The sequence below is a fragment of the Marinomonas sp. genome, assembly GCF_039940335.1.
GTDB lineage: Bacteria > Pseudomonadota > Gammaproteobacteria > Pseudomonadales > Marinomonadaceae > Marinomonas.
The window spans coordinates 247,328-264,280 of sequence record NZ_JBDVGW010000013.1 but is presented as its reverse complement, the minus strand read 5'-3'; the positions used below and the strand labels follow the sequence as shown (position 1 = coordinate 264,280).

General features: G+C 41.3%; 21 protein-coding genes and 2 pseudogenes. 10 read left to right on the top strand and 13 right to left on the bottom strand.

The window, feature by feature from the left end:
* Positions 1-12 precede the first annotated feature (12 nt).
* The 3 genes from ABJF92_RS10895 to ABJF92_RS10885 form a co-directional block, all read right to left on the bottom strand.
* Positions 13-948, bottom strand: coding sequence for a LysR family transcriptional regulator (locus ABJF92_RS10895; RefSeq protein ID WP_446815822.1), 936 nt, complete (start codon positions 946-948; stop codon positions 13-15).
* Positions 949-1,053: 105 nt separating this feature from the next.
* Positions 1,054-1,470 (bottom strand): acyl-CoA thioesterase, encoded by a 417-nt coding sequence (locus tag ABJF92_RS10890; protein ID WP_446815821.1) that lies wholly within the window; start codon positions 1,468-1,470, stop codon positions 1,054-1,056.
* Positions 1,471-1,588: 118 nt separating this feature from the next.
* Positions 1,589-2,998, bottom strand: coding sequence for an HD-GYP domain-containing protein (locus ABJF92_RS10885; RefSeq protein WP_446815820.1), 1,410 nt, complete (start codon positions 2,996-2,998; stop codon positions 1,589-1,591).
* Positions 2,999-3,194: 196 nt separating this feature from the next.
* On the opposite strand from ABJF92_RS10885, the gene ABJF92_RS10880 reads away from it, so the two are divergent.
* The gene (locus tag ABJF92_RS10880; RefSeq protein WP_446815819.1) at positions 3,195-4,106 is read left to right on the top strand and encodes a LysR family transcriptional regulator; all 912 of its coding nucleotides are present in this window, start codon (positions 3,195-3,197) and stop codon (positions 4,104-4,106) included.
* A gap of 101 nt (positions 4,107-4,207) precedes the next feature.
* On the top strand, positions 4,208-4,594 hold the full coding sequence (gene gloA2, locus ABJF92_RS10875) for an SMU1112c/YaeR family gloxylase I-like metalloprotein (RefSeq protein ID WP_446815818.1): 387 nt from the start codon (positions 4,208-4,210) through the stop codon (positions 4,592-4,594).
* Here the strand turns inward: gloA2 and ABJF92_RS10870 are convergent.
* Positions 4,591-5,052, bottom strand: coding sequence for a GNAT family N-acetyltransferase (locus ABJF92_RS10870; RefSeq protein WP_446815817.1), 462 nt, complete (start codon positions 5,050-5,052; stop codon positions 4,591-4,593). The two genes, gloA2 and ABJF92_RS10870, sit on opposite strands and share 4 nt — an antisense overlap.
* A gap of 246 nt (positions 5,053-5,298) precedes the next feature.
* Between ABJF92_RS10870 and ABJF92_RS10865 the strand changes: the two are divergent.
* From ABJF92_RS10865 to ABJF92_RS10845, 5 genes and pseudogenes are all read left to right on the top strand, one after another.
* Positions 5,299-5,763: pseudogene (locus ABJF92_RS10865) on the top strand (type I restriction endonuclease subunit R, EcoR124 family); the annotation flags it as partial.
* Positions 5,764-5,817: 54 nt separating this feature from the next.
* Positions 5,818-6,627, top strand: coding sequence for a hypothetical protein (locus ABJF92_RS10860; protein ID WP_446815816.1), 810 nt, complete (start codon positions 5,818-5,820; stop codon positions 6,625-6,627).
* Complete coding sequence (locus tag ABJF92_RS10855) at positions 6,615-7,250, top strand: hypothetical protein (RefSeq protein ID WP_446815815.1); 636 nt, start codon at positions 6,615-6,617, stop codon at positions 7,248-7,250. Before ABJF92_RS10860 ends, ABJF92_RS10855 begins: the two co-directional genes overlap by 13 nt.
* Before the next feature lie 104 nt (positions 7,251-7,354).
* A complete protein-coding gene (locus tag ABJF92_RS10850) occupies positions 7,355-7,639 on the top strand; it encodes a hypothetical protein (protein WP_446815814.1) in 285 nt (94 codons plus the stop codon).
* Between the two features lie 50 nt (positions 7,640-7,689).
* Positions 7,690-8,352 carry a hypothetical protein gene (locus ABJF92_RS10845; RefSeq protein WP_446815813.1) on the top strand — a complete coding sequence of 221 codons (663 nt, stop codon included), beginning with the start codon at positions 7,690-7,692 and terminating at the stop codon, positions 8,350-8,352.
* A gap of 131 nt (positions 8,353-8,483) precedes the next feature.
* Here ABJF92_RS10845 and ABJF92_RS10840 read toward each other — a convergent pair whose 3' ends face one another.
* The 5 genes and pseudogenes from ABJF92_RS10840 to ABJF92_RS10820 form a co-directional block, all read right to left on the bottom strand.
* Positions 8,484-9,413 (bottom strand): hypothetical protein, encoded by a 930-nt coding sequence (locus tag ABJF92_RS10840; RefSeq protein ID WP_446815812.1) that lies wholly within the window; start codon positions 9,411-9,413, stop codon positions 8,484-8,486.
* A 9-nt stretch (positions 9,414-9,422) separates the two neighbouring features.
* Positions 9,423-11,129, bottom strand: coding sequence for a hypothetical protein (locus ABJF92_RS10835; RefSeq protein ID WP_446815811.1), 1,707 nt, complete (start codon positions 11,127-11,129; stop codon positions 9,423-9,425).
* 272 nt (positions 11,130-11,401) lie between these two features.
* The gene (locus ABJF92_RS10830) at positions 11,402-11,806 is read right to left on the bottom strand and encodes a tyrosine-type recombinase/integrase (RefSeq protein WP_446815810.1); all 405 of its coding nucleotides are present in this window, start codon (positions 11,804-11,806) and stop codon (positions 11,402-11,404) included.
* 12 nt (positions 11,807-11,818) lie between these two features.
* Positions 11,819-12,028 (bottom strand): annotated as a pseudogene (locus ABJF92_RS10825) (phage integrase central domain-containing protein); the annotation flags it as partial.
* Positions 12,029-12,052: 24 nt separating this feature from the next.
* The gene (locus ABJF92_RS10820) at positions 12,053-12,433 is read right to left on the bottom strand and encodes an Arm DNA-binding domain-containing protein (RefSeq protein ID WP_446815809.1); all 381 of its coding nucleotides are present in this window, start codon (positions 12,431-12,433) and stop codon (positions 12,053-12,055) included.
* A gap of 143 nt (positions 12,434-12,576) precedes the next feature.
* Here ABJF92_RS10820 and ABJF92_RS10815 point away from each other — a divergent pair, with 143 nt between their 5' ends.
* Positions 12,577-12,741 (top strand): hypothetical protein, encoded by a 165-nt coding sequence (locus ABJF92_RS10815; protein ID WP_446815808.1) that lies wholly within the window; start codon positions 12,577-12,579, stop codon positions 12,739-12,741.
* On the top strand, positions 12,742-12,927 hold the full coding sequence (locus tag ABJF92_RS10810; protein WP_446816473.1) for an Mpo1-like protein: 186 nt from the start codon (positions 12,742-12,744) through the stop codon (positions 12,925-12,927).
* A gap of 110 nt (positions 12,928-13,037) precedes the next feature.
* Here ABJF92_RS10810 and ABJF92_RS10805 read toward each other — a convergent pair whose 3' ends face one another.
* From ABJF92_RS10805 to ABJF92_RS10790, 4 genes are all read right to left on the bottom strand, one after another.
* The gene (locus ABJF92_RS10805; RefSeq protein WP_446815807.1) at positions 13,038-13,241 is read right to left on the bottom strand and encodes an RSP_7527 family protein; all 204 of its coding nucleotides are present in this window, start codon (positions 13,239-13,241) and stop codon (positions 13,038-13,040) included.
* A gap of 135 nt (positions 13,242-13,376) precedes the next feature.
* The gene (gene bluB, locus ABJF92_RS10800; RefSeq protein WP_446815806.1) at positions 13,377-14,039 is read right to left on the bottom strand and encodes a 5,6-dimethylbenzimidazole synthase; all 663 of its coding nucleotides are present in this window, start codon (positions 14,037-14,039) and stop codon (positions 13,377-13,379) included.
* Positions 14,040-14,174: 135 nt separating this feature from the next.
* Positions 14,175-14,801, bottom strand: coding sequence for an HD domain-containing protein (locus ABJF92_RS10795; protein ID WP_446815805.1), 627 nt, complete (start codon positions 14,799-14,801; stop codon positions 14,175-14,177).
* 13 nt (positions 14,802-14,814) lie between these two features.
* Positions 14,815-15,927 carry a TauD/TfdA family dioxygenase gene (locus ABJF92_RS10790; protein ID WP_446815804.1) on the bottom strand — a complete coding sequence of 371 codons (1,113 nt, stop codon included), beginning with the start codon at positions 15,925-15,927 and terminating at the stop codon, positions 14,815-14,817.
* Positions 15,928-16,019: 92 nt separating this feature from the next.
* On the opposite strand from ABJF92_RS10790, the gene ABJF92_RS10785 reads away from it, so the two are divergent.
* A complete protein-coding gene (locus tag ABJF92_RS10785; protein WP_446815803.1) occupies positions 16,020-16,937 on the top strand; it encodes a LysR substrate-binding domain-containing protein in 918 nt (305 codons plus the stop codon).
* The last annotated feature ends 16 nt before the right edge of the window (positions 16,938-16,953 follow it).

The following is a 16,953-nucleotide window of genomic DNA, read 5'->3' as shown; positions in this document are numbered from 1 at the left end:
TTCGGCATCACTTTAGGTGCTTTCTGCTAGAGAAGTCAGTGTGTCGCATAAAGCTCTAGCAAAAAAGTCCATGGCTGTGGTTAAGTGCCGCCCACCGCGCACATATACCCCCAAGTCGGAATAAAACGGTTGCTGGTGAGCGATGGGGATATGCATTAGGTTACCCTTGGCAAGGTCATCTTCTATACCGATGCGAGTTTGAAAGGCAATGCCTGCACCACGCAGCACCATGCGACGGGAAAATTCAAAAGAGTTGCATTCAATACTAGCGTGGGGAGCGCCTAGTTGGGCCAGTAAGGGCGCCATGTGTAGGTAGGTAGATGTCCCAGGTTTGCTCATTATAAGTGGGTGCTGGGCGCATTTTCGTAGCGTCACCTTGGTTCGCTTGGCGAGAGGGTGATCTGGGGTAACCACCGCCCCAAGTGGAAAACGTGCTAAGGCTAATTGCTGCATTTCTTCGTAGCGGCTTAAGTCAAAACCTAACCCTATGTCGGCTTGCCCTGAAATGATCGCAGGGGCAATGGCATCGGACCCAGCAATACTTAAACCCACAGTAATATTGGGGTATTTTAGGTTGAAGCTTTCCAATAAGTTTGGGAGTAATTCAATGGAAGGGCCTTCAACACTGATGATTTCAACATGGCCTCGATGCAAACCTTGCAGCGCCTCGAGTTCACTGTGCATACGTTCTGCGTCTTGCAACACGGTACGCACATGATGAGCAAAAATTTCACCTGCACTGGTGAGCCGTAAACCATTGGCTAAGCGCTCAAAGAGTGGCACACCTAATTCATCTTCAAGCTTTAAAATCTGCCGACTTACCGCCGATGACGCAACATGTAAATGCCGAGCGGCTTCTCGGATGGAACCGTGCCGAAAAACCATGTCAAAGTAATACAAAGCATTGGCATGGAAGTGTTTACGGGGCAGTTTGGCGTCAGGCTGCATAGTCACTAAACTCGTGTAAAAGCCTAAACGTACCTGACAATGGTGCGTAATAGCAAAACTAATTGGCTTGTCGAGTCGTTCGGCTGAGACACTTGTTCGTTGTTGTTAATCGTTAAGAGGGGTGATAGCGCTGACGATCTTATCTCGATAATCTTGGGGGAGCTCGATAGCGGCTTTTAATTTTTTCGAGAAGCAAACATAAGTGACTTCTGCATCGGCGACTAAGGCTTGGGTGTCAGCATTGATAATGCGCTGCTGCATACTGATGCTGCGATTGCCTATTTTGGAAAAGGCAGTTTGCACTTCTAGGGTTTCCCCAAAATTGGCTTCGGCGCGAAAGTTAATATTGATGTTTACAATGGCCCAAGCGATGCCTTGCTTCATTAAGTCTGTGCCCATACCAAAGTCATCAAAAAACGCCCAGCGACCTTCCTCTAAAAACTCTAGATAACGGGCATTGTTCACATGCTGAAAGATATCAAGATGGAAACCACGAACCTTAATGTTGACCTTGCTGATCATACTATTCTCCCTTTAACTATTTATTTTCGCTGAAATGAAATAGAAGAATACGTAGCAGAGGGTCAGAAAAAAATAGCAAAAACGCTCAAGTTTACTGGCAGATTACGGGTGCTCACCTTTAAATGCTGGGTTCTTTCTCGTCTGCTTTGATGAGTGATTTTAATTCGTCCGGTAGTTTATCTAAGGCCTGTTTTAGTGCTTCTAAACAAGCAGGATCTATGGCGGTATTGAGGTTCTCTGTCATGATATCGAGGGCTTTTGAAACCGGCATAGCGCCGCGGTAGGGGCGCTCAGCGGTAATGGCATCAAAGATGTCAGCGGTGGTGATGATCCGGGTTGGCAAAGAGATTTGCTCTGCATTGAGCTTATTGGGATAGCCTGTACCATCCAGTTTTTCATGATGGCTGCCAGCCATTTCAGATAAGTTTTGCAAGGCGGTGATTTTCGAGAGAATGTCCTTGGTAAATTGTGCGTGTTTCTGCACCGCCAGCCATTCATCCTGATCCAGCTTACCGGGTTTATCTAAGATGGCATTGCTTACCCCAAGCTTGCCCACATCATGCAGCAGCGCTGCTCGCTTGAGCCATTTTCTAAGCTCATCATCAATCCCCATTTCTTGTGCGATGAGGTCTGTAAAGAGCGCCACACGTTCACTATGACCGGATGTGTAAGGGCTTTTTGAATCGATGATTTTACCAAAAGCAGACACGATACAATCCAGATAGCTATCATCCAGCAAGAGATTTGCTTTGGCCGGGGCGAGGTCCATCACGGCATTTGAAATGCTTGAAGAGGCCAGAGTGTCACAGAAATTTTTATCTAACACAATTTCATTCATGGCTTCTACAAGGGCTGGGTCAAACCAGCTGCCACTGCGTTGATTGGCTTCTGTCATGGCAGTCGATAGATCATTTTCTATCTGAAATACATCGATCACTTGCGCTAGCAGGGCGATACGAGAATTGAGTGGAATGTTGGATCCCACTAGGTTTTCAGGTCGGCCCTTACCGTCCCAGTGTTCATCCAGAGAATGCACTCCTTGAGCCACGGCTTCACTGAATCTTAATTCACGAGCGATATCTGCTCCTCTTGAGCATCGAGTTTCGATGAGCTCTTGGGCATAATCGGAACCATTTTTTAAAATGTCTATGGTTGCGCTAATGCGGGTAAGCCAATTTTTGTCTTTCCCTGTGTTATTCATCACAAAATTGATCACGCTAGAAAGGCTTGTGCCTACCGTTTTAAAACTGCGCTTAAACTCTTGGTCATTGGTGAGATAAAGCTCACAAATACGCGCCGCATTACTACTACAGCCAGTGTCTTTTAATAGCAGAGTAAAATATAGGTCGTACAATTGTGTTTCGGATAAACCAATTTTTTCACCAATATGCATACCAATCCAGCAACAGCGAATACAATGCTCAGGTGGCTGGCCTTCCGTCATATCTAAAGCTACGGTTAATGACAACATCAACTCGGATAGCTTGATATAGTTCGATTCAGGTAAATAGGAGGAGGCTAGGGTCATTCAATCAATCTCTACGCAAGAGGAGGCGAGTACTAAGACTATGTGTTTCTATACGCGTTTGCCAAGTAATTTACAGCCTATTTGGGAGATGGCTGTTTTCTAGATAGGTTTTTTAAGCGCTCAATAGAGGGTGAAATAGATAATAAATATTGATAATCTGATAAGAATTTTAGTAATTATAGTGTGAAATTTGAAAATGAACGCTGAGCATTTACGTTTGTTTATTCGCCTCGCGGTGACCCATAACATTAGCCAAGCAGGTAGCGAACTGGGTTTATCCCCTGCGGTGGCCAGTAATCATATTAATAAATTGGAACAAAGCTTAGGTGTGCGTTTGTTGCACCGCACCACCCGTAAAATCTCTCTGACCGAAGAAGGCGAAGCTTTTCTACCTTATGCTCACGATGTCTTATCGAGCATGGAAGCCGCCCGAAACTCTGTTGGAACGGGTGACGCCTTGCCAAGTGGTAAGCTGCGGGTCACCGCACCTGCTTCATTTGGACGTATGCACTTGGTGCCTGCGCTGAAAGGCTTTCTACAACAATACCCAGACCTTTCGGTGGATTTGCGTCTTTCGGATGCCATTGTCGATATGGTAGAAGGGGGCTTTGATGTGGCAATACGTAATGCGGAGCTGAAAGACTCCAGTCTGATTGCCCGAAAATTAACGGTCGATAAGCGGATTGTTTGCGCAGCACCCAGCTACTTAGAAGAGCATGGCGAGCCTCAAACCCCTGAAGAACTGAGCACTCATCAATGTCTTAACTTAATGCATTTCGATACATGGCGATTTAAGCAGCCTCAAGGGGAGCTCGCCATTAAAACCAAAGGGAACCTGCAGACGGACAATGGCGAAGCCATGCGCGATGCCTGTGTCCTTGGGTTAGGGTTGGCGATAAACTCCACTTGGAGCGCCTACCAGCATTTACAATCAGGTGAACTGGTTCAAGTATTAAAAGACTTTCCATTGGCCCGACAAACCGCCATTTGGGCTGTGTACCCAAGCTCTAGGTTATTGGCGCCTAAAGTGCGGGTATTTATTGATTATTTTTCGGCGCAATTTGGCGATAAACCCTATTGGGATCAAGCTTGCCAGCAGGCGAATTGAGATTCATCTACTGCTAACCTCCAGCGTATCTTGTCTATACTCTGGGGGTTTTTATTGAAATAATGCCGCGTCTTTAGCTCACTCATACCAAGGGGGTAGTTTTGTTTAAATCCATTCATCATGTGGCCATTATTTGTTCGGACTATGCTGTGTCCAAGGCTTTTTATGTTGAGCTATTAGGTTTGAAGGTGATTGCTGAAAATTATCGAACCGCGCGCGCTTCTTACAAGTTGGATTTAGCCTTGCCTGACGGTGGTCAAATCGAACTATTTTCTTTTCCTGATGCGCCTCTACGCCCTTCACGACCTGAAGCTCAAGGGCTAAGGCACTTGGCATTCAATGTGGATTCGGTGGAAGACACAGTCACCTATTTGCAAAGTAAAGGTGTGGAAGTGGAGCCGATTCGTGTGGATGAATACACTCAACGTAAGTTCACCTTCTTTAGCGACCCAGACGGCTTACCTTTGGAAATTTACCAAGCAGGTTAATCTTGAGTAGGGCGAATCATGGCTACATGCTCGATACCATCTTCCAAATAGGGTGAAGACACAACCTCAAAACCGTGGCGCTGATAAAAATTTGCAAGATGGGCTTGAGCGCTGATTTTGATCGGCTGTTTTGGCCAAAGTTTATTGGCTTGGGCAATGGCTTGCTCGATAAGCTGATGCCCCAATTTTGCTTGACGATACTCTGCTGTGACCAGCACTCGGCCAATGGCCACATGTCCTTCATAACAAACATCTGGTGCCATGATTCTGGCATAGGCAACGGCGTCTTGATCCGCTAGGGCGTATAGGTGTTGGGTATCGTTTAGGGTGTCGATACCATCCAATTCTGGGTAAGGGCAGTTCTGCTCAACGACAAAAACATCACAGCGGATTTTTAGTAGGTCATATAAGCGTTGTACGGTTAATTCATTGAAGGTGTGGTTGTGCCAGGTGACCATGTCTTTGTCCTAAAATCGTGTGCTTCAAAGCGAGTTATTTTGGATAAAAAGGCAGGGCTAAGTAAAGCCTTATTATTGGCGGTCTATGATATATCTATAATGAATTTATATTTTAAGCATTCATATTGTATTGTTATATCTTGATTGTCAAAAAAACAACAATAAAATGAAAGAGATGACGATGAAAAACGGTTCGAAAAGATGACTGAGAAGTGTCTATTGAACTAGTGGCGATTCAATACCGGAAAAATTGACTCTGATTACATGAACAGTCGCTTTGAGAAATATCTTAAAGAGCTAAACAAACACCAAGATCAAGCCGATATAGAGCTCACACTTAATGAACTGCATAAATCTTTTGCAACGCTGACACAAAGTGAACAGAAATACGCCGAACTGGTAGAAGGGCATAGCTTCAGAGATTGCATCAACGACTTCAAAGAGAATGCCGAAAACGCTCGTCTAAACGCTGTCGTAGAGGCTTTAGGCGTAGATCAAAAACTATTAATTAGCTTAATCAATAGTAAAGTTGATGATAAAAACCTCAACAGTTTTGGCCGCTTTGATGCGCTTAAAGAATCGGTCGATAAAGACAAAGCAAAAAAATATTTTGAAAGCTTAGAGCACACCACACTGCTCATTTTCAAAGTGAACATGAGAATAGACAAAATGCTTAAGGACTTCGTATTGAGTGGAGGTGTTGAGCAGTAACAGGTTGCCAACGAGAGCATAAATGTTAATTTTTGATGATAAAGGGAGAAACATTTGCTACAAGCCATAATAAATGGAAAAGCTGGGCGTATAGATGTAGGTGGAAAGGGGGAGAGTGTTAGTTGGAAACAGCTCTACCAAACAAGAGAAGACTTATTGACGTCAGCGTTTTTTAATCGCTTTGCTTACCTTTCTCCTATTATTCAGCATCGTATTCTTAAATTTATATTTGATGGCACTGGCGACTTTACTTGTTTTGAAGGGATTGATTATTGGCCAAAATACGATTTGCCTGATCGTGATGATCGTCAGTTTGTAGAGCCCGACCTTCTCATTAAATTCAAAGATTTTGATCTTCTTGTAGAGGTAAAGCCTCCACAGGGAGGTAATCAATATGTTGATCAGTGGCGAGCTGAAATTGAAGGTTACTTTGCACAAGAACAAGATGTCAAAGAGATTTACTTTCTTGCTATCGGTCGTATTGAATCTGTTTCGAAAATAGAGCGGGATAGCTTATTTCGGCATGATCAGTACAAATTAAAAGGCCTAGCTGTAATATCTTGGAAGTTCGTGGCTAAAAATCTTTTTCAATTACTCCATTCAGATGAGCCACTTACACAAGATAAATTCATTCTAAGCGATATGTTGGGGGCCTTATCACTTTATGGTATTCGAGGAAATGATCTCCATTGGAACGCTCTTAGGTCTTTTCCTACATTCTCGTATGAACCAATGAAAACGTGGTCTTACGAACCAATTATTCCTTCTTTTGTTCAAGAGCAGGGCAGCTCTTTCGAATTTAAAGAGATGGTTAAAAATAGAGTACCTTTTGACTTAGGGAACATGAAAAAATGGACAATATAGAAAGCAAAGAATTATTCAATCAGGTTCGTTCGGCACATCGTTTACTGGCTGCCTATTATCAGCGCATATTTCAGCTGTTAACGGACGTAAGCGGTGATGAGCGTTTAGGGCTTAATTACTATTTATGGGAACCATCTGATTTTTCTCGCCCGTGTCAGAAACAAACAAATGTATTCAATAGATCAGCATGGGATCTATTGCCAGGTATGAATACGAATTATTTATTTCATAACGCCAAAGACAATAATAAGCAGCAATCAGGTGAGTGGATGCTTGATATGTGCGTGATTGCTGACACAGGGACGCATGACAATCAAAATTTAGACCCTCTTGAAGACGCATTGGCTTTAAAAATTCTTCCTGAAAATGCGAATAGCATCTTGCGGTGTTATTTTTTTACGGCGCATAAAGAAACCTATCTAAATTGGTATGATGGCTTTTGGAATGCCTATCCTTATGAAGAGTGTAGTGATGTGAAAACACCTAAGTGCATTGATGAAGAGCATCAACTGTATACTAGTGGTTTTGAAATCTCTTTAGACGAACTAACTGGCGAAAATGCGAAAGAATTGTTAGTTGAGAAAATTATGCAATTTAGAGATGCTTTATTACAAATTGAATAATTACGCTAGGCGTTGTCGCACTATGGCTGCTGACGCTACCGTTTTGGGAGAGTTTTGTTCATAACATCATGGGTATAAACAACGCTTCCGAAGTGACTCATTTAGTGATGGTTATGATTGGCTTCTATGTTGTTTTTGCATTTACCAATGTCATTGATAGCTATTTCTATGGTCTCGGTCGAACGGACTTGATGCTCTACCAATCGTTGATCGTAAACACCCTGTTTTATGGCGCAGCTTTTATTAGTTATCAGCAAGGGCTGTTTATCCCTTCTTTGAACAAAATCGCGATTATGTTTGGATTAGGCATCACACTAGACGCAGCTATAACTTGGTTTTTATATCGTATGATAAGAAAGCAAGAACAGACAAAGAGCTCCTATGCTTAGCTTCAGAAAAAACTATGGAAAACTATTAAGAGAACAAGGGAGTACGCAAAATGAATGAGCAAGAGTTTATAAAGATAATTAGGGACCAGTACTTAAAATCACGTGATTTAATTCATTGTTCTGATGAATACAACCTTCAAAGAGGATTAAGCCACTCTATCTCTGGAGCTACAGAAGACTTATTTGGCGTCTTTATCGCCAAGCATCTTGATGATAAAGACATAGAACTCTGGGTCGATAAAAATATCAGCATAAACCTTGATGATGGAAAGCGAGTAAAAAGCTTCAGGCCAGACCTTTTTATCATAAAAAACAATGTCATGACTCATTACTTTGACCTAAAAATGGATTTAGGATGGAGTCGAAATCTGAAAGACTACCTTTCTGAAAAAGAGAGTTTCATTTCGGACATTAGGGCCAAATCAACATCCTGGTATACTGATAGCAAAAAAAAGAAGAGATTTTTCGAAATTTCTCCCGTATTGAAATATCAAATAATAGTTGTCAGTAAAATGAACTGTGGCAAGGCTTATAATGAAAATTTTGCCTTAGCAGGTCAGCTATCTAATGTGGAAATGTACACATTAACCGATAAAGTACACCCTAATACATATGAAGATAATTTTGATTTAATAGAAATCAATATAGACGAATTTACACGCCTCCTAGCAGATACTGAAGATCAATTAGACTACTTAAAATCAATGGTTTAGGTTTTTTTTGTAAGCTTAGTTTAGTGAGTTTTTATGTTTCACATACATAATGAGGTCGTGAGAAAGGAATTTAAACTAAAGTAAAATTAAGCCCAACCTAATGTAAAAGAGGTTGGGCTTAAAGTTGATGTTCAGAGCATATCTCTAAAAGTTAAAAAAGCTAAAGCTGATGTTAGTGATAAAGATATTATCGAGATTATGATTGGAGAAGATGACTTTTTAAAGCTATCAAGTTGGACTTGTTGGTTCTTAATAAGTTGGAATAACTGTTGGATTTCATCATCATGCCTAAGGTCATTTGCATTGCTCAACTCTTTAATTTTTTTCGATTCATCATTTAGCGTATTTATTTTTTGAAGCTGCTCTTCATCATTTTGGTCGCTCTTTCTAAGGATTTCTGATGTTTTTAAGTGTATAAGAGCTTGAATTTCTTGATCGCTTTGGTCAGACTGATTTCTAAGTTCAGAAATTTGTTGCGTTAATTCAGCGTCTTTTAAGTCGCTAATTTTTTGTACATTATCTAAACCTAATTTTTGTTCTTTTTGTAGCTCCACTAATTGTAAGTGTCTGTTGGTATATTCATCAGCTTGACTTAAAATTATTTCAGCAAATTCTTCCCCAGACTCATTTAATTCGATGATCTCGCCGTTAGCATTTTTAAACCCATGTTCAACCATCTTAGACATAGCCTGCATCATTATGGTTGAATACTCTATAGATGACTTAGTAAAAATTATTGCCTCTTGAATGAGGTCATTCATTTCTGCTATTGCTTCGTTTGTTCGAACAAGGGCATTACTAGTGGCAGTAGCTTTTTTCCCGGTTTTTCCAAAGAAGCCGACCTTCATATTTTGTGCATACTCTGCATCTGTTTTAGCTTCTTGAATACGTTGGGAAACACGTTCTATATGTTCATAAATTTCTATAGCTTTTGATTTTGCGTTTTCGATAATACTATGGTCACTAATTGCTATTGGTAATTCCTCAGCTAAAATTAGATCATCGACTGATATAGCTGTGTTTTCTGTAGTGCTTGGTGTCTTGCTTAAAGTTTGAAACATTTTACATCCTTACTGTAGTTTATTGCGTAGAGCTGCCATTGCATTTTTTCGATTAATTTTTGAGTTTTGAATTCTTTCGTGGCTTTCTGAAATTGCTTTGTGAGTTTGAGCTAATACTTCTTTTGTTTCATGAGCTTTAACTTCCAGATATTTGTATGCATCACTTAAAGCAAACCAAGATTGAGCAATTTTATACTCAACAACTACACCGCTCTGGTAAACCATCTGTATTTGTAGCTTAGCTTTCTTGTTTGAATTTCTAAAAGAGTCCATCATGTAGAGAACAATAGTTGTTAGTAGTCCTCCTGCTATTGAGCTTAATGTAACAGCAATAGCATCACTTACAGTGCGTTGTTCTCCACCAAAAGATGGAAGAGGGAATAGCATTAATGGTTGAATTCCTGGAATAGATAATAGAAATTTTTCTATAAGCTCAGTTAAAGCTAAAGAAGCTGCACCAATCAGACCAGCTGTGAGTATTTTAAGAGCCTGATACCTTGATTCTTCTTTAGTCATATTACTTGGTGGTGAGACTAATATTTTTATTGCTTGAACTAAAGATACGAAACCAGCCCTTATCATAGAAACAAAGCGTTTAAGAGTTGTGGCAAAAAGATTGATGGCGAAGACAACAATATTAGATAAAAATGCAGTTACACCAGCCTCAATGGATCCAGAAAGTGTATCCTTCCAGTTAGATTTGATAGTCTCAATTGTAATTTTAATGCGACTTTTAAATCTCTTGAAAATACTCTTAAAAGATTCTTCACCGAATTTACTGAAAGTTGCTTTAATCTCATCAAAAATCGCTTTTATACACTCTCTGATTATCACACCCAAAGCAGAATAGGCGGCTATTTTTGCTGCATCTTTGGCTCCTGTAGTTAAGAGCTCTTTTGAATACTTTTTCACTGCTGCCTTATTAATTTCTCTATTGATTTCCTTTCTAGCTTTTTGATCTACCGCCTTAGCCTTCTCCTTATCTATGTCGAAATATTTTGCATTAGTTCCCCCTGATTTTTTATGTTCCCCATCAAGCCATTCATCCATAGATTTATCGCCTTTAGATTGATTTGCAGGGCCACTGGTAAAGGCTAAATTTTCATCTTGTGTCGCTAGCTTTGCTCTCTCTTCAGGAGATAAGTGAAGATTAGTAGCTGCATTTCTTTCAATTTCTTTGGCCGAAACGACATGATCAATATGCGTCCGACCATCTTTAGGTAGAGGTTTACCAGTATATTGGTCAATGATAACTTCGTTTTCTTGAAATGCTTTTTTTCTAAGGTTGGCTAATGGAGAGTCGTAGCCTGTTTCTGACCTTACATCTTGCCATTTCTTAGTTCCATTATTATTACTTTGGAAATCTTCATACTTTTTAGAGTCAACTGCATTGGATGTTATTCCTTTTTCAAAATTATGCGTAGTGGTTACGTTACCACCATCTCTTGAATCAATAACCAAGCTAGCTAAACCGAATTGAGACGTGATAGTGTCAAAAATATTAGTCTTGCAAAGATCTAATAACTTTTCAGATTCACCACTAGAAGATTGTTTCTTTAACTGTTCCATTTCTAGTAAAGCTTCCTCTAATCCAGTAGAAACCTCAATTTGGATTTTTTCTAACTTATCCATCTTTTCGAAATCAGAAGAATGTAGATCTATATTAGGGTTAAGAAGGTCGAATGGTTCTTGGTAATGCGGAGAATTAGTATGCATAAATTATCCTTTTTAGATGCATAGAGGTTAATAAACTATAATTTATAAAGACGCAGTATTAAAGCTTTATATCTGGTAATTAATTATGTGTATGAAGCTATAAACCAGTCTTCCATCAACAGTCTTCTTTTCTGTAGCAAACCCCCTCGCTGATAGGCGGCCTCTGCCTGATCTTTTAGCTTATGCGCTAAGGCATGCTCAATTACTTCTCTCGGAAAGCTGGTGGTTTCACCCGCCCAATCTCTGAAAGTTGAACGAAAGCCATGCTGGGTTCAGCCTTTTCGATCCATGCGTTTAAGAACGGCTGTAAGCGTTATATCCGACATCTGCTTACCCTGTTGACCAGGAAAGACTAAATTGCCACTAGCGACTCTTGGAAGCTCCTGAAGTATCTTTATTGCACCGGTTGAAAGAGGAACTCGATGTTCTTTACGTGCTTTCATGCGCGCCGCTGGGATAGTCCATATCTTGTTATCAAAATCTATTTCATCCCAGGTGGCGCCACGCACTTCACCCGAACGAGCAACAGTTAATATTGAGAATTCAAGCGCTCTGGCTGAAAGGCCAGGGCGCTTGGATAGCTCTTTCATGAAATCAGCAATTTCAGCGTAAGGTAAGGCTGCATGATGCTTACGTTTCTGAATCTTGCTTGGTTCTGGTAACAGGGGTTTAAGCATACCTTTCCAACCAGCTGGATTATCACCTTCTCTAAATTCTTTTGCTTTCACATAATCTAAGATCGTTTCAATACGCCCACGTAGACGGCTAGCCGTTTCATTCTTTTCAAGCCAGATCGGTTGAAGTACTTCAAGTATGTGAGTCTTGTTGATTTGATTAACTGAAAGGTGACCGATAACAGGGAAGGCGTAGTTCTCTAAGCTAGAACGCCATTGAGCAATGTGCTTGATGTTCTTAAGCTCTTTTTATTTCATGTTTAAGACTAATTGAGCGCACTCACTGAAGGTGGTATTTCTACCTTGTTTACGAATGGCTTCGGCTTTACGCTCTTTCTTGGCATCTAGTGGGTTGATGCCTGCTTTGATTTCACTGCGTAGCTCTCTCGCTTTATCTCTTGCTTCTGCAAGCGTTACTTCAGGATAACTGCCTAATCCAAGGAAAAGCCTGTTAGGGACTTCCTTGCCTTCTTTGTTTACTCTGGTTCCCATAAGCATGTTGAGTACCCAGCTTCTAGAATTACCTGATACTTTTAAAGACAAGCCACTGACACTACCAACGGCATGACGACCATCCTTTTTAATCTTAGAGACAGCGAGGGCAGTAAGCTCTTTTGCAATTTTTGGCATCGAATTTCCTTGTACATCAACTAGTACATCAATAGAAGTGAGATTTTAGTATATCTGGCTGGACACTATTGGATAAGGGTCTAATGTAAGGTGCTGATATATAATGAATAAATATATTATAGTGAACTTTGCTGGAAGCTATTATGGCGGCCTTGCTCGCCTCCATGTTTTACCTACGCCTAGATCGAAGCATGGGAGTATTGATGAGTACTTTGTTGGCATTATCCGTCTGGTTCTCACATTATATCGCGGCGCAAACGACATTTATTTGGTTAACCTGTGGTATTGGGTTGTTTGTGGTGGGGTAGATTTTTCAGTTCGTAGGACATTATTTTGAAGGGAAGAAACCAGCCTTTGTAGACGATATTATGGGCTTAATTATTGGGCCATTATTTGTAGTGGTGGAGGCTTTGTTCTTGCTTGGCTTTAAGAAGTCATGGCAACAACAAATTAAGACAGCTTGTCAGCTAAGAAATCAAAATAAAGAAGAGTAACGAAGAGAGAAGATTGGGTGGTACGCTAGTGTTTTTATTCTTGCGACCAGTCCAGTGAGTCATGTATCCCATAATGATGGGGACTCATAGCATAAAGAAGGGCTTAAGAATTAAGCGTGCTTCATAGTACGTGGGTTAAGGTTAGCCTTGATTTTAGCAAAAAATGTTTTAACAGATGTTACTGCAGAAGAAACTACTTCAACAATGTATTCTGCACGTTCTGCGTTAGCAATGGCAGTGTATTTTTCAGTCTCAGAAATATAAGTGATGTTTGCTGAATCTAACAGTTCAACTAAAGATTTTGAGTTTTTCATCTTGTGCTCCTAGTGATTTAATGAATGAAATAAATGTTTTCAATAATTAAATGGTAAGGGGGCAGAGGCACAAAGACAAACGATAAAAAATACCCTAATAGATGAGTAAAACTCAACCATACACTCAGTTAACCCTCATTCTACTTGATCATTCACTTTTGGCCAGCTTTCAAAATGCACACTCGATTCTAGAGATTTTCGAGGTAGCCAGCCCGCTCGTTGTAAGTCTGGGGTGGTGTGAAATTCCTTCACATAACCCAAACACAGATAGGCAATGATATCGATGTCTTGGGGGATATTGAGAGCGTCACGAATCACATCATCATGCACTATGCTCACCCAGCCCATGCCAAGATTTTCGGCTCGGGCGGCCAGCCACAAGTTTTGTACTGCACACACAGAACTGAACAGATCCATTTCTGGTTTAGCGGTTCGGCCAAGCACCACAGGGCCTGTACGTTTACGATCACAGGTGACACAAATACCCACAGGAGACTCTTCAATACCTTCGAGTTTAAGCCCTTGATATTGTCGTTTTCGCTCGCCTGTGAAAAGTTCTGCCGCCTCTTCATGGGCCTGTAAAAAGCCTTGTTTGATTTTCGTTTTGGTGACTGGATTTTTAACCACGATAAAGTCCCAAGGCTGCATGAAACCGACACTTGGAGCATGATGAGCCGCTAATAAAATGCGTTCTATTACTTCATCAGGGATAGGGTCGCTAATGAACTCGCGACGAACGTCACGACGGGCAAAGATGGTTTTGTAAACCGCGTCTCTCTCTTGCTGGGTAATTTGCATAATGGCTACTTAAATCCAGTGCTAAAATCAGCGGCCATTATGCCGAGGCCCATCTAAGAAAGCGAATGAATAAGCCTAATGCTATCGTTAGATAAGATCATATGTAGGCGATTCTTCGCGCTTAGTGGGCATCTTTTATGGCTCGTTTGTTGTGCTTGGCTGGGGGATGTCTTGGAAGCTTTTGCCCATGGTTTGTTCGCCCACATACTTTGGATCGAAGGCTGGGCGGGTAAATATTTTACGCAGCATAGGCTCAAAGTATCCCAAGGGTTTGGTCGGGTAGTCTGGGTCAAAAGAGCTTTGGTCCCAACGCTCACAAAAGTCTACGCAGGCTTGATACCAAGGATGATCTTTTAGGTAATCTCTTTCGTTCGGATCGCCACCTAGGTGGTGAGCATAGTAAAAATTCTGGAATAAACCGTGCTGATTAATGACCCAAGTGACTTCTGGTCGCACATAAGGTCGCAGGATGGCCGCCGCATACTGGGAATGATTATAGGGGGCTAGGTCATCGCCAATATCATGGATCAGTGCAGCCACTATCATTTCTTCATCGGCGCCATCCGCTTCGGCTCGTGTTGCAGACTGCAAGGAGTGCTCAAGGCGGGATACCTGATAACCCGATAGGGTGTTCTCAAGGTTTTTCAATGTTGCCAGTAGGCGGTCAGGCAAACCTGTTGCATAGGCTTCTTCGTGTTCGGTTAAAAACAAATACTCTTCTTTGGTGCCATCTTTCATTTGACGGAATTGAACGTTTTTCATTGTAAATCCTTCGTTAAATCGTTTGGCTTTGCTTGAGCGCTTTGTAGCGACCTTTCGGCTCGTCTAAATCAATGTAGGCACCTTGTAAATGTCGTATTCCCTCATTGCTATCAAACCCTGTTCTACCATGCAGTACACGAGAGTTATGAAACATTTGTAATTGACCTGGCTCAAGCTTAAAGCGCCATTCAAAATCAGGATGGCAAAATAATTGTCCTAAACGCTTACGGGCACGATGAAAAGGAATGAGCTGATTTTCAGGTAATAACGGCAAATAATCTAGTCTTGGGCTATAACTGACCCCTTCTACACGGCCGCTGGTATCTGTTTGTATGATGGTACGACGCTCAATTAGCTCAACACTTTTATCTTTGTAACGGTAACGGACAGGTACTTCACACAGTAACTGGTAACCTTCAGGGTCTTCACGCTTTAATTGCTCGATCACTGCTAAGCTATCGACCAAGGTAGATAAACCACCAGATGTTTGATTATCCAAACAATGAAGCAGTTGAATGCCGGGCATAGGGTCACGATATGGGTTATCTGTATGGGCACCCAAGGGAACAGAGCGGTAAGCTAAATCGGTTGAATTGGGTCGCGTATATACCTCGAAATATTTACCAAAATTGGTTTCGCGTACATGACCAAATTTACTGGCGACGTCTAGAATAGCATCTGGCTCATTTGGCACATCTGTTACGATAATGACACCGTGAATGAGAAACGCTTCTAACCCTTTAATAAGCCCTGCCTGCTCCGTTAGTTCCTGAAAGGGAATGTAAAAAGAAGATTTATCTGAATGGCTTTTCCACGCTTTGGTAACCGGAGCACCGTCCCAAGGGTCAAAATCCGCATAGAATTCTGTTAGGTCGTATTCACCTACATAACCATCACTGAAAGTAATAGAGACTTTTGACTGACCTTTTTTTTCCACGTGTAATAAGGCGATATCGTCATCGAGTTGATGAGGATCAAACAACCTCTGTTTGGTGATTTGATCTAAATTTATCGCATCCTGGCAGCGCTCGCGTAACCATAATGCTGGTAGTGGATAGTGATTCCCTTCAATACTGGCGCTAATTGAGGGGGGCTCTTCATTGACAGAGAAATTTACTTGTTGCATTTTAAGCCTCTCATGCTGTTGTCGGCGCAGTATCGAATACTCTACGGGCGAATTACAGAGGCAAAAACTTATGCAAAGTATGCAAAATCCTAATGATTAAAGAATCCGAGCTTCCAACCCTTAGTTCTTTGCTGGCTTTTGAAGCCAGTGTTCGCAACCAGTCTATGACGGACGCCGCTCACGAACTGGGTATTACTCAACCTTTGGTATCCCAGCGTATACGTTCTTTAGAAGAGATTATTGGGGGGATATTAATTGATCGAAGTATTAAACCTTTGGCACCCACTCAGGCAGGCCTTAAGTATTATCATGAGCTGAAAGAGCCATTAGAGGCTATTCGGCATGCTACGATGAAAGTAAAGAGTGACGTACAAGAGCCTCGTACGAAGATATCCATTAGTGTGTATTTTGGATTTGCTTTTCATTGGCTTATGCCCAGATTACAGCGTTTACAAGAGGCGTTTCCAGACTATTTGTTCGAAGTACTACCCACCAATAGCCTCAAAGAAGTCCTGGCTTCCAAAGCAGATATTCTGTTTCATTTCTCAACCAGCACTGGTCAATATCAATTCGAGAAGTTATTGATTCCAGAAGAAGTTTACCCCGTTTGCTCGCCGGATTTTGCTAAAAAGTACCAACTAAAGTCAGGTGATATCTTAGAAAGCTTGCATAATTTACCCTTATTGCACAAAGACAAAGGTGATGAACGATGGTTTGACTGGCAAAACTGGTCAGAAAAGCTTGGTATTAAGCCCCCAAACCACCCAGTCACATTTTGTTATCACAACTATCCTCTAATGATTGAGGCAGCAGTGAAAGGTCACGGAGTTTGTTTAGCTTGGGAAGGCCTAATTAACGCCTTTATTGATGAAGGGGAATTAATACCATTGGGGCCAAGAATAAAATCAATTAATCGAGGTTACCAAATTTGTTCTAACTATTATTCTACGTTTGCCGTGGGGAATGTTATAAATTGGCTCATCGATGAGGTAGAAACACCTAATGTATGAGTTAAATATGCTAGAG

What these genes read in the sequence shown, in the direction of transcription:
- ABJF92_RS10895 (WP_446815822.1), bottom strand. Translation starts at nt 948, where the DNA reads ATGCAGCCTGACGCCAAACTGCCCCGTAAACACTTCCATGCCAATGCT.
- ABJF92_RS10890 (WP_446815821.1), bottom strand. Translation starts at nt 1,470, where the DNA reads ATGATCAGCAAGGTCAACATTAAGGTTCGTGGTTTCCATCTTGATATC.
- ABJF92_RS10885 (WP_446815820.1), bottom strand. Translation starts at nt 2,998, where the DNA reads ATGACCCTAGCCTCCTCCTATTTACCTGAATCGAACTATATCAAGCTA.
- ABJF92_RS10880 (WP_446815819.1), top strand. Translation starts at nt 3,195, where the DNA reads ATGAACGCTGAGCATTTACGTTTGTTTATTCGCCTCGCGGTGACCCAT.
- ABJF92_RS10870 (WP_446815817.1), bottom strand. Translation starts at nt 5,052, where the DNA reads ATGGTCACCTGGCACAACCACACCTTCAATGAATTAACCGTACAACGC.
- ABJF92_RS10855 (WP_446815815.1), top strand. Translation starts at nt 6,615, where the DNA reads ATGGACAATATAGAAAGCAAAGAATTATTCAATCAGGTTCGTTCGGCA.
- ABJF92_RS10845 (WP_446815813.1), top strand. Translation starts at nt 7,690, where the DNA reads ATGAATGAGCAAGAGTTTATAAAGATAATTAGGGACCAGTACTTAAAA.
- ABJF92_RS10840 (WP_446815812.1), bottom strand. Translation starts at nt 9,413, where the DNA reads ATGTTTCAAACTTTAAGCAAGACACCAAGCACTACAGAAAACACAGCT.
- ABJF92_RS10835 (WP_446815811.1), bottom strand. Translation starts at nt 11,129, where the DNA reads ATGCATACTAATTCTCCGCATTACCAAGAACCATTCGACCTTCTTAAC.
- ABJF92_RS10830 (WP_446815810.1), bottom strand. Translation starts at nt 11,806, where the DNA reads ATGCTTAAACCCCTGTTACCAGAACCAAGCAAGATTCAGAAACGTAAG.
- ABJF92_RS10820 (WP_446815809.1), bottom strand. Translation starts at nt 12,433, where the DNA reads ATGCCAAAAATTGCAAAAGAGCTTACTGCCCTCGCTGTCTCTAAGATT.
- ABJF92_RS10815 (WP_446815808.1), top strand. Translation starts at nt 12,577, where the DNA reads ATGGCGGCCTTGCTCGCCTCCATGTTTTACCTACGCCTAGATCGAAGC.
- ABJF92_RS10805 (WP_446815807.1), bottom strand. Translation starts at nt 13,241, where the DNA reads ATGAAAAACTCAAAATCTTTAGTTGAACTGTTAGATTCAGCAAACATC.
- bluB (WP_446815806.1), bottom strand. Translation starts at nt 14,039, where the DNA reads ATGCAAATTACCCAGCAAGAGAGAGACGCGGTTTACAAAACCATCTTT.
- ABJF92_RS10795 (WP_446815805.1), bottom strand. Translation starts at nt 14,801, where the DNA reads ATGAAAAACGTTCAATTCCGTCAAATGAAAGATGGCACCAAAGAAGAG.
- ABJF92_RS10790 (WP_446815804.1), bottom strand. Translation starts at nt 15,927, where the DNA reads ATGCAACAAGTAAATTTCTCTGTCAATGAAGAGCCCCCCTCAATTAGC.
- ABJF92_RS10785 (WP_446815803.1), top strand. Translation starts at nt 16,020, where the DNA reads ATGATTAAAGAATCCGAGCTTCCAACCCTTAGTTCTTTGCTGGCTTTT.